At 72.0% G+C, this 9,833-nt stretch carries 10 protein-coding genes, 2 tRNA genes, 1 pseudogene and 1 riboswitch; of the genes and pseudogenes, 2 read left to right on the top strand and 11 right to left on the bottom strand.

From position 1 onward, the window contains the following. Nucleotides 1-128: 128 nt before the first annotated feature. The 7 genes from DVH02_RS32305 to DVH02_RS35395 form a co-directional block, all read right to left on the bottom strand. Entirely contained in the window at nt 129-1,199 is a 1,071-nt protein-coding gene (locus tag DVH02_RS32305) for a M23 family metallopeptidase (protein ID WP_233518592.1), read from the bottom strand. A gap of 11 nt (nt 1,200-1,210) precedes the next feature. Beyond that, a riboswitch (cyclic di-AMP (ydaO/yuaA leader) is annotated at nt 1,211-1,366 on the bottom strand. A gap of 386 nt (nt 1,367-1,752) precedes the next feature. Further along, entirely contained in the window at nt 1,753-2,916 is a 1,164-nt protein-coding gene (locus DVH02_RS32310; protein ID WP_114627416.1) for a PP2C family protein-serine/threonine phosphatase, read from the bottom strand. Between the two features lie 425 nt (nt 2,917-3,341). Then, nucleotides 3,342-3,415: transfer RNA gene (locus tag DVH02_RS32315), tRNA-Met, on the bottom strand. Nucleotides 3,416-3,489: 74 nt separating this feature from the next. Beyond that, the gene (locus DVH02_RS35775; protein WP_199566496.1) at nt 3,490-3,651 is read right to left on the bottom strand and encodes a hypothetical protein; all 162 of its coding nucleotides are present in this window, start codon (nt 3,649-3,651) and stop codon (nt 3,490-3,492) included. Nucleotides 3,652-3,854: 203 nt separating this feature from the next. Continuing rightward, nucleotides 3,855-4,070: a hypothetical protein gene (locus tag DVH02_RS32320; RefSeq protein ID WP_114627408.1), complete on the bottom strand. Its 216-nt coding sequence runs from the start codon at nt 4,068-4,070 to the stop codon at nt 3,855-3,857. Between the two features lie 162 nt (nt 4,071-4,232). Beyond that, complete coding sequence (locus tag DVH02_RS37210; protein ID WP_114627409.1) at nt 4,233-4,358, bottom strand: DUF397 domain-containing protein; 126 nt, start codon at nt 4,356-4,358, stop codon at nt 4,233-4,235. Nucleotides 4,359-4,382: 24 nt separating this feature from the next. Further along, nucleotides 4,383-4,643 (bottom strand): Scr1 family TA system antitoxin-like transcriptional regulator, encoded by a 261-nt coding sequence (locus tag DVH02_RS35395; RefSeq protein WP_114627410.1) that lies wholly within the window; start codon nt 4,641-4,643, stop codon nt 4,383-4,385. Nucleotides 4,644-4,711: 68 nt separating this feature from the next. Between DVH02_RS35395 and DVH02_RS32335 the strand changes: the two genes are divergently transcribed. After that, nucleotides 4,712-5,116: a hypothetical protein gene (locus tag DVH02_RS32335; protein ID WP_114627411.1), complete on the top strand. Its 405-nt coding sequence runs from the start codon at nt 4,712-4,714 to the stop codon at nt 5,114-5,116. A 362-nt stretch (nt 5,117-5,478) separates the two neighbouring features. Here the strand turns inward: DVH02_RS32335 and DVH02_RS32340 are convergent. The 3 genes from DVH02_RS32340 to DVH02_RS32355 form a co-directional block, all read right to left on the bottom strand. Next, nucleotides 5,479-5,554 (bottom strand) — tRNA-Lys (locus DVH02_RS32340). Nucleotides 5,555-5,722: 168 nt separating this feature from the next. Beyond that, the gene (locus DVH02_RS32345) at nt 5,723-8,026 is read right to left on the bottom strand and encodes a DEAD/DEAH box helicase (protein WP_114627412.1); all 2,304 of its coding nucleotides are present in this window, start codon (nt 8,024-8,026) and stop codon (nt 5,723-5,725) included. 288 nt (nt 8,027-8,314) lie between these two features. Next, nucleotides 8,315-8,941 (bottom strand): hypothetical protein, encoded by a 627-nt coding sequence (locus DVH02_RS32355; protein WP_114627414.1) that lies wholly within the window; start codon nt 8,939-8,941, stop codon nt 8,315-8,317. 228 nt (nt 8,942-9,169) lie between these two features. On the opposite strand from DVH02_RS32355, the gene DVH02_RS32360 reads away from it, so the two are divergent. Then, nucleotides 9,170-9,520, top strand: coding sequence for a metallopeptidase family protein (locus DVH02_RS32360; protein WP_114627415.1), 351 nt, complete (start codon nt 9,170-9,172; stop codon nt 9,518-9,520). A gap of 113 nt (nt 9,521-9,633) precedes the next feature. On the opposite strand, the pseudogene DVH02_RS36620 reads toward DVH02_RS32360, so the two are convergent. Continuing rightward, a pseudogene (locus tag DVH02_RS36620) lies at nt 9,634-9,833 on the bottom strand (hypothetical protein); the annotation flags it as partial.

Raw genomic sequence — 9,833 nt, forward strand, 5'->3', positions numbered from 1 at the left:
TTCCCCGGACGGCCGTCCGGGGCCCCGGACGGCCGTCCGCGGCGGGCACGGACGGCCCGGGGCAGGCACGGACCGGCCGGGGGTACGGACGGCCTGGGCGGGCACGGACGGCCCGGGGGGGGGAGCCGTCAGGGGTTGATGCCGTTGCCCTGCAGCCAGCCCATCGGGTCGATGCCCGCGCCGCCGCCCGTGTGGACCTCAAGGTGCAGATGGGGCCCGGTCACATTGCCGGTGGCGCCGACGCGGCCGATGACCTCGCCGGTGGAGACCTTCTGGCCCGCCGTGACGGTCATCGAGGACTGGTGGGCGTACCAGATCTCCGTACCGTCATCCAGCTCCAGGACGGTGCGGTAGCCGTACGAGCCCGACCAGCCCGCCGACTTGACCGTGCCGCTGTGCACGGCCTTGACCGGGGTGCCCGTCGGGGCGGCGAAGTCCAGGCCGGTGTGGTGGCCGGACGACCAGAGCGAGCCTGCCTGGCCGAAGGTGGAGGTGATCGTGTACGAGGAGGTGGGGAGGGAGAAACTGGCGGCCAGCTTGGCGAGGCGCGCCGCCTCGGCCTTCGCCTTGGCCTCCTCCTCGGCCTTCGCCTTCGCCTCCGCGGCGGTCTTCTCGGCCTGGGTCTGCTGCTTCTTGGCCTGCGAGGTGGCCTGCACCACGGCGGCGGCCTCGGTGGCGGCCTTCTGGGCGGCGTCGGCGTCGGCCTGCTGCTGCTCGGCCTGCTGGAGGATCCGGGCGCGGAGCGCCTCGCCGGCGTCGGTGGCGCCCTGCTCGGTGTCCGCGGCCGTCAGACCGGCGGAGGTGAGGGGTGCCTGCGCCAGGACCTCCGACGCGGTGTCCTTCTCCGCGGTGGAGGAGGAACCCATCCCCGGAAGAGAGTGGGCGTCCGGAAGATTGTCCGCGATGACATCGGGAAGGGATATGGAGACGGCGGGCTTGTCCTGGGCCGTGGCGATGCCTCCGGCGCCGACGGCGGCGATGACACCCACGCCGAGGACGGTGGAGCTGCGGGCGAGCCCGCGCTGCTTGGCGACGCGGTGCCTGCCGCGGACGGGGCGGACGGTCTCCTCGGTGGGATTCCATTCCCCCCAGGCCCTCTCCGCCTGGCCGTCCTCGCTCCGGCCATGGCCGAAGGAGAGGTTCTCGCCGGGGTCGGCGGTTGCTACGGGGCCTTCGAGGGCAGGCTTGTTGGACGCCACGGAGGCGCGCTCCTTTCCTTCCTTCTCGCCTACCGGGTTAGCTGACGGGTTCGGAGCAGGAAGGTCTCCTACGGGGGCCGCGCTGCCCGCGCAAGGCAGCGAAAACTCCCGATTCACCCCAATTGGTGGTTCCCCGGTTCCCTTGCGGGATTCGGCGCGTGCGCGCGGTGCCATCTCTGGCGACGGCTGGGACAACCGCGCTGCGTTATCGAACGTTAATAGAGACCAGGGCCTTATTCCAAGCTGTTCCCGATGATCGTTAACAACTTCGCATCGGACACACCGGGACGCAAGGGCGCGCAAGCGGGCGAGTTGACACCCCATCCGACACCGACGCGTTTCTGACGGTGTGTCACTTGTTATGCGGAGGGATACCTACCGGTCACACACCGTGTCCGTACGCCGACGAGCGGACCGCGCCGCTTCCCGGCGCGACGCACGCGGCTCACGGCACGAACGCACGCGGCTCAGCGCACGAACGCACGCCGCTTCCCGGCGCGACCGGCGTCGCCCACGGCACGACCGGCATCACTCACGGCACGACCGGCGTCGCTCACGGCACGATCGGCATCGTCCTGCGCCGCTCCGGCTGTGTCGGCGAGGGCCTGCTGACGGCGAGGAGCGCCATGTCGTCCTGGCTCCCGCCGCCCGTGTGCAGCCGTACGTCGTCGATCAGCGCCTGGAGCAGCTCGTCCGGCCCCGGGAAGATCCGCCCGTCGAGCCGGTCGCGCGGGGCGTAGAAGACGCCCTCGCGGTCGCGCGCCTCGGTGAGCCCGTCCGTGTAGAAGAGCAGCATCGCGCCGTCCGGGTACGGCTTCTGCTCGGCGCGGTCCGGCCACGAGCCCAGCTCGCTCATGCCCAGGGGCAGCGCGGGATCGCGCGGGATCAGCATCCGCACGCCCCCGTCGTCGCTCATGAGCAGCGGCTCCGGATGGCCCCGGTTGAGCAGCCGGACCACGGCCTCGCCGTGCGGGATCTCGGCGAGCACGGCCGTGGTGAACCCCTCGAAGACATCCACGCCGGCCCGCCGCGTCCCCTCCCGCAGCAGGGCGCGCTCCAGCCGCTGCGCCACCCCTTCCAGCGACGCCTCCTGTTCGGCGGCCTCGCGGAAGGCGCCGATGAGCACGGCCACCGCCTCGACGGCCTCCAGCCCCTTTCCGCGTACGTCCCCGACCACCAGCCGTACGCCGTACGCCGTGTCCTGGACGGCGAAGAGGTCCCCGCCGATGAAGGCGCCCTCCTGCGCCGCCTCGTACCGCGCGGCTATCCGGAGCCCGCCGATGCGCTCGGCGGGTCTGGGCAGCACGGCGCGCTGCGCGGTCTCGGCGATGATGCGGGCGGAGGCGAGCCGCTCGCTGCTGCGTCTGACGACGACGGTGATGTACATGGCGAGGAGCGAGACGACCAGCACGGTCAGCAGCTGGCTCAGCGATTCGAGGGTGAACAGCGTGTCCACCCGGATGTAAAGCGCGACCTGCACGGCCATCGCGACGACGGCGACCAGGAACGTACCGATCAGCGGGTAGAACGGAGCGGCGACGAGCGGGGCCGCGGCGAGAAGGGGCGCGGAGGTCACCCGGGCGGGGGTCGAGACGTCGAGGATCACCCCGCCGATGATCACGAGGGCGGGCAGGAAGTTCACCATCCGGCGCCGCGCCCGGCCCCGCACACCGGGGCGCCAGCCGGATCCGGCGTGCGCCGCCTGGTCCTGAGACATGTCGCCGGGACCCCAGAAGCCCGTACCGTCGGCGGCCCAGAATCCGCTGCCGCCACCGGACCGCCGACGTCTGCCGCCGATGGCCTCTGCGAGCTTCCTCAGCTTCCCCACCAGTCGTCTCCTGCCCGGTCCGCTCGCGGCTGCGGCAGTACCGCGCTCCACCCAGGCTGACCGCCACCGCGCGGGGCGGCGACTCACCGTCGGCCGAGTGGGCTACGGGGCCGGTGAACCCGGCCCTCGCCCCGGGTGGGCCCGGGGGCGTCCCGTACAAGCACAGCCGTACGCTTCACGTTACTTGTCATAGTTTGTCACGTCTTGACCATGACGGGGTGAACCGGAGTGAAAGAGGGATCATCACAAGAGCGAATCGCGGACACGGCGAAGGCCCGGATTCACCAGGAATCCGGGCCTTCGTTTTCTTCCAGTAGCGGGGACAGGATTTGAACCTGCGACCTCTGGGTTATGAGCCCAGCGAGCTACCGAGCTGCTCCACCCCGCGCCGTTGAAGACAACTCTACGGCATCCGGAGGACGCTCATGACCACACCTCGGCGCGGTCCCGGCGGCAGCCCGGCTAAGCCGCCTCCAGCACATCGCTCCGGACCGCCGCCGCCCACTCGATCAGCAGCCACTGATAACGCTCCTGGTCAGCGGGGAGCAGCACGCCGCCGGACCGCGACCACAGGGCGCGGATCTCCTCATTGACCTCTGCGGCGGGCCTGACGGACCGGGCCACGCGCGCACGCCGTAAGGAATCGCGGGCACCGGAAGAAGGAACGGACGAGGAAGCGAACATAGGTACAAGGCTACGGCCAGCCACTGACAATCGGCAGAGCGTATCCCCGCACACCTGTCCGAGACCCGGTGCCGACCCCGCCGACCTCGCCGCCCCGGCCCGCTCGGCCCGCCCCGGCCCGGCTCGTCCCCGGCCCGCACGGCTCACCCGTCGGCGCCGTACTCGTGCGCGGGTCCGCCCTGCCACTCGACCCAAGTGGGATCGTCCAGCAGCTCCCAGGCGTCGGGCAGCCCGGCCTGGCGCAGGAACTCGACCAGATGGTCGTCGGAATGCGCCAGCCCCATGATCCGCCCGCGCACGGTCACCCGGCGCCCGCCTGTTCCGGACGCTCGGTGTACGACAATCGGCACTTCGTTCATATGCTCACACCACTCATGCCCCAAGAGTGCGTCGATCCAGTCCCGAGCGCAGCATCTGGAAGCACACTTTCCGGCCGCGGCACGGACGCGGTGCCGACGCCGAGGGCGCCGAGGGCCTACGGACAGGACCACGGCCGAGACCACACGGCCGCGCCCCCTCCGTCACCGACCGGAAGACCCCAGGTCGTCGAACTCCCCGGCCTTGACGCCCTTGAGCCAGGCGGCCATCTCCGCGCGGGTGGAGAACACCGCACCGGCGTCGGGGTACTTGCTGTCGCGTACGGCGATGCTGCCGTCGGGGGCCCTGTCCGCTCACTCACAGGTCTTCATCATCTTGGCGATCAGGCTGCCGGATTCGGCGCGAGGGAGCGCCAGTTCGGCGAGGACACCGAACCGCCGTGTGCACTCGCGCACCTGTGCCCGCCCCTCAAGAGGGAAAGCAGCCGCGATGCCTTCGGTGCGGACGATGCCGGGGACCGGCTCCGGCAACGTCAGGATGGAGAAAGGTCCCTCCAGCCCAGGGCTCGCCCCCGTACCCCCCGCTCCGCTCCCGTGCCCCGCCGACGGGGTCATGGATCGACTCCCCGGGCAGCCCGGCCGCGCCTAGACTGACTTGGCCGCCACGGAAGGAAAGATCCCAAATGCGACCCGCGCGATTCCAGGATTTCAGTCTTGACCTGGTCAAGAACTCCCCGGGCGTGACCCGCGTCCAGAGCCTCGGCGAGGCCGGAGACACCACTCACCCCTTCGGGTTGGCCATCACGACCACGGCGGGAGAGGTGCGATGGCAGATCATCGGGCAGCTGGCCACGGGCGAGAAGCACGATGACCAGGACACTCCGGTGAACGGCGACCCCGTACCGGCCGAGGGCGGCGAGCCGGACCCGAGCGACCATGAGGGCTGGCTGTACGCCGCCCTCGTGCGGGCCGAGTCGCCTGAAATCGCCAGCATCGCGCGGTGGTCCACCCGGGAAGACGCGGGCAAGAGCCGGGGGCTCACCCTCGATTTCCACAACAGCGCGCGCGTGTTCATCCGCCAGCTCTGAGGCCCCCGGTCGGCGACCGACCCGGCGACCGGGTTTGAAGTGCACATACTCGTCAGCACCACCGACACATGGAGGACTGATGGCCATGCGATTCGATCCGGGCCGATGCGAGGGCACGTGCCCGAGCTGTGGGCAGACTGTTGGGTCGCCGCCGGGACAGCCCGCCACCGGGCACCAGAAGCCCCACCCGTCCCGTGAGGCGTGCCCTGGCGGCACCACGCGATAGGACCTGCCGCACCATCGCCCCTGCCGGACCACGCGCCCGTGGAACGGCCGGGGCTCTCGTGTTCCAGGATCGCGTCCGCGTCGGCTCGCGAACAGAGCGCGGCCCCGGTGCGGGGAGTTCCGTACCGGGGCCGGGGTGGTAGGCCATGTCGGACTCGAACCGACAACCAACGGATTAAAAGTCCGCTGCTCTGCCAATTGAGCTAATGGCCCTTGGCACAACACCCACGAGCATAGCTCGCCGGTGGCGGTGTGCCGATCGGGTATCCCCCCATGGGGATGTCGCCGGTCAACGGGCAGGGCCCGTGGTCACCTTGTGGGTGACCACGGGCCCTGTCGTACGGACGGCCGGCCGTCGGTTCTGCCGGTCAGCTCCGCCGGTCAGCCGTTGCGCTTCCAGCGGGGCTTGTCGTCGCGGCGGCCGAAGGAGCCGGTGCCGGTGCCGGTGGTGCCGCCACGGTGGTCGTCGCGGCGGGTGGCCGGGCGGTCGTGGCCGCCCGTGCGGGCGCCGGCGGCCGGGCGGTCGTCGCGGCGGTCGCGGTTGACCGGGCGGTCGCTGCTGCGGTGGTCGCGGCGCTCGAAGGGGCGTCCGCCGCGGTCGTCACGGCGCTCCGGGCGGTCGCCGCGGTCGTTACGGTCACGGTTGAAGCCGCCACCCGTACGGTCGTCACGACGCTGGAAGCCACCGCGGTCACCGCCGCGGTCGTCCCGGCGCTGGAAGCCGCCACGGTCACCGCCGCGGTCGTCACGGCGCTCCGGGCGGTCGCCGCGGTCGTTGCGGTCACGGTTGAAGCCGCCACCCGTACGGTCGTCACGACGCTGGAAGCCGCCGCGGTCGTCGCGCGGCGTGTAGCCACGCGCGCCGCCGCGGCCGCTGCGCTCGCCCCGGTCGTCGCGACGGTCGTCACGGCGACCGTAGTTGCCGCGGTCGTCGCGCGGCGACGACTGCTGCGGTACGGCGGCGGCAGCCGCGGCGGCGGCGGCCACCTCGCGCTCGGCCTCGGCGATGACCTCGGCCACCGCCGCCTCCGGGTCGTCGCCCCGCTCGCGCGCGGCGCGGGCGACCAGGCGGCCGGCCTCCTCGCGCAGCTCGACGGCGCGGCGCTGGGCGCGCTCCAGCTGCTTGGTCAGGTCGGCGGCCTCGCGCTCGGCCTGCTTGGCCGCGTTGTTCGCGGAGTCGGCCTGGACCTCGGTGAGCGAACGGGCGCCGGTGATCTCGGCGACCTCCGGGTCGAACGCGCCGGCTCCGCCGACCATGTGGCGCGTGGCGTCGACGCCCGCGTCCTCCATCAGCCGGAAGATCTGGCGGCGCTGGTGCGGCAGCGACAGCGAGACGACGACGCCGGACTTGCCGGCCCGCGCCGTACGGCCCGAGCGGTGCAGGTAGTCCTTGTGGTCACCGGCCGGGTCCACGTTCAGCACCAGGTCGATGCCGTCCACGTGGATGCCGCGCGCGGCGACGTCGGTGGCGACGAGCGCGTTGACGTGGCCGTCCTTGAAGTCCGCCAGCGTCCGGGTACGGGCGCCCTGCGTCATGCCGCCGTGCAGCGCGTCGGCCTTCACACCGGAGTCGCGGAGCTGCTCGGCGATGCGGTCGGCGCCCAGCTGGGTCCGTACGAAGATGATCGTGCGGCCCTTGCGGGCGGCGATCGCCGCCGTGACCGGGGCCTTGTCCTTCGGCTTCACGACGAGGACGTGGTGCGTCATGGTCGTGACGTTGCCCTGGGCGCTGTCGACCTCGTGGCTGACCGGGTCGGTGAGGTAGCGCTTGACCAGCGTGCTGATCTCGTTCTCCATCGTGGCGGAGAAGAGCATGCGCTGACCGCCGGCCGGCACCAGGTCGAGCAGCTCGGTGACCTCGGGCATGAAGCCCAGGTCCGACATCTGGTCGGCCTCGTCCAGGATCGCGATCTGGACCTGCTGGAGCGAGCAGGCGCCGCGGTTGATGATGTCGCGCAGCCGGCCCGGGGTGGCGACGAGGACGTCGACACCGCGCTCCAGGGCGTACATCTGGTTGCTCATCGACGTACCGCCGCAGACGACCTTCATTTTCAGGCCGAGCACGTCGCCGTACGGCTGGAGCGCGTCCGCGACCTGCATCGCCAGCTCACGCGTCGGGGTGAGGATGATGCCGCGCGGCTTCTTCTTCTCGGTGTGGCCGCCGGAGAGCGTCGCGAGGAGCGGGAGGCCGAACGAGAGGGTCTTGCCGGAGCCGGTACGGCCACGGCCGAGGATGTCCTTGCCGGCCAGGGCGTCCGGGATGGTCGCGGCCTGGATCGGGAAGGGCGCGGTGACGCCGTTCTGGGAGAGCTTGCGGACGATGCCCTCGGGCAGGCCCAGGTCGGCGAAGGAGAGGCCCGGGGCCTCGGCCGACTCGGCAACCTCGTCGACCTCGACCTCGACCTCGACCTCGACCTCGACGGCCTCGGCGGTCTGCGCGGACTCTGCCGTCCCGGCGGAGGCGGCGGTCTCGACGTCGGTCTCGGCGGACTCGACGGACTCGGCCGTCTCAAGGGGGGCAGCGGAAGCTGAGGGACCGTCAGTCAAAGGGGCCTCGGGGTTCTCGGGGGACGCGGTGGCCGTCTCGGGGGCCGCTACGGCCTCTCCCGCGCTCTCGACGACAGCGACCGTTTCGGTGGTGTCGTTCTCGGGCATGACGGCGTGGTCAGTACTGGAAATGGACATGCGAAATGCGAAACCTTCCGGAGTCTCGGCACGCGCCCAAACTCCGTGAGAATTCGCAAATCGACCGCCTCAATGCGGTCAGCCACGGCAAGGGAGAGTACGCGCCACGCGGCGCTCTTCTGTGTCGGCGCCGGGCAATGATCAAACGATCTACTACCATACGCACTCTCCCCCCTTTCTGGCAAACCAGCGGGTGAGCCCCCTGGGAAACCGCCCGGATCCGGCGGATCCGTCCGGGATGGATCCAGCCGATCCGTCCCGGATCCGGGCGGCTGGGACCGCCCCCGCTCAGGCCGGTCCCACCTGCGGCGACGCCCTCGGTTCCTTCCGCGCCCACACCCCCTCGGGCGCCGCCCCCTTGCGTACGTCGGCCGCCGGGGAGGCCGACGGCGCCTCCGGCGACTTCGTCTCCGGCTCCGGCTCGGGCTCCGGCTCCTGGGTGGGCGGCTGCGGGGTCGGCGGCGGCGCGGAGCGCGTGGGGTCCTTGGTCGGTACGGGCTCCTCGCGCGGCGGGGTCGGCCCGCCCGGGTGCGGCCGGGTGCCGCGCGGGGGCTCCGGGGAGGCGGCGGCCGGGGAACTGGCCGACGGCGACGCGCCCTTGCCGCCCTTCCCGTCCGCGCCGTCCTTGCCCTTGCCCCGCCCGCTCCCGTCGTCCGCCCCCGCGTGTGCGCCGGAGTGCTCCACCGCCCCGCCCGGTCCCGTACGGCCCTGTCCGGAGTGCGGCATCCCGGCCCCGACACCGGCGGCCGTCTCGCCGTCGGGCTCGGCGGCGGCGCCGCCCCGGTCCGCGGAGCGCGAGGGCGCGGGCTCTCCCCCGCCGTCACCGACGCTCATACAGCCGGCGGAGGCCGCGACCGCCAGTGAGCTGGCGATCCAGACGACGAGACGGCGGCCTGGGGCGGACAACTGGCGCACGAGCGGCACCTCCGGGGAAGAGGGAGAGGGGGGAGAGGAGAGGGGAGAAAAGAGGGGAAAGAGGGGGGAGCAAGAGGGAGGGAGGGAGATCGGAGAACACGGGACAGGGCAGCGGAAAACGACCAAGCTCGGCCACCCCGCCCACAGCGAGGGAAGGTTTCACTGCACAACTTCCTTTTCCCCGCCGGGGACACGCCCGGAGCCGCCTGGACACGGGACAATGGCCAGGTGCTGGAGATGACACGCGAGACCTTCGAAGAACTGGTGAGCCAGGCCCTCGACCAGATCCCCCAGGAGCTGACCCGGGTCATGGACAACGTCGCCGTCTTCGTCGAGGACGAGCCCGCCCCCGACGACCCCGAGCTGCTCGGGCTGTACGAGGGGACTCCGCTCACCGACCGGGGCGAGTGGTACGCCGGGGTCCTGCCCGACCGCATCTCCATCTACATGGGCCCGACGCTGCGCTACTGCGAGAGCCCCGAGGACGTCGTCCACGAGGTCTCCGTGACCGTCGTCCACGAGATCGCCCACCACTTCGGCATCGGGGACGACCGGCTGCACGAACTGGGCTGGGGCTGAGCCCGGGAGCCTCACCCGCTCACGTACCCGGGAGCCTCACCCGCTCACGTATTCGCTGATGCGCGCGAAGGCGTCCGTCACGCATGGCGGACCGCCATCCCGGGCATAGGGGATCAATGGTCCGCGCCCGCGCCGTACAGCGGCTGAAACGCTTCTCCCTCCGTACCCCGCTCGCCCGAGTCCGCGCCCGCGTCCGCACCCGCTCCCTCGCCCGCCGCGCCGCCCCCGCCGGGCCGCTCGGCCGGGGCGGCGCGGCGGGCGAGGGAGCGGGTGCGGACGCGGGCGCGGACTCGGGCGAGCGGGGTACGGAGGG

The sequence above is a fragment of the Streptomyces corynorhini genome (genome assembly GCF_003346515.1).
Classification (GTDB): domain Bacteria; phylum Actinomycetota; class Actinomycetes; order Streptomycetales; family Streptomycetaceae; genus Streptomyces; species Streptomyces corynorhini.

What these genes read in the sequence shown, in the direction of transcription:
- DVH02_RS32320 (WP_114627408.1), bottom strand. Translation starts at nt 4,070, where the DNA reads ATGAACGAAGTGCCGATTGTCGTACACCGAGCGTCCGGAACAGGCGGG.
- DVH02_RS32310 (WP_114627416.1), bottom strand. Translation starts at nt 2,916, where the DNA reads ATGTCTCAGGACCAGGCGGCGCACGCCGGATCCGGCTGGCGCCCCGGT.
- DVH02_RS35395 (WP_114627410.1), bottom strand. Translation starts at nt 4,643, where the DNA reads ATGACCCCGTCGGCGGGGCACGGGAGCGGAGCGGGGGGTACGGGGGCG.
- DVH02_RS32345 (WP_114627412.1), bottom strand. Translation starts at nt 8,026, where the DNA reads ATGTCCATTTCCAGTACTGACCACGCCGTCATGCCCGAGAACGACACC.
- DVH02_RS32335 (WP_114627411.1), top strand. Translation starts at nt 4,712, where the DNA reads ATGCGACCCGCGCGATTCCAGGATTTCAGTCTTGACCTGGTCAAGAAC.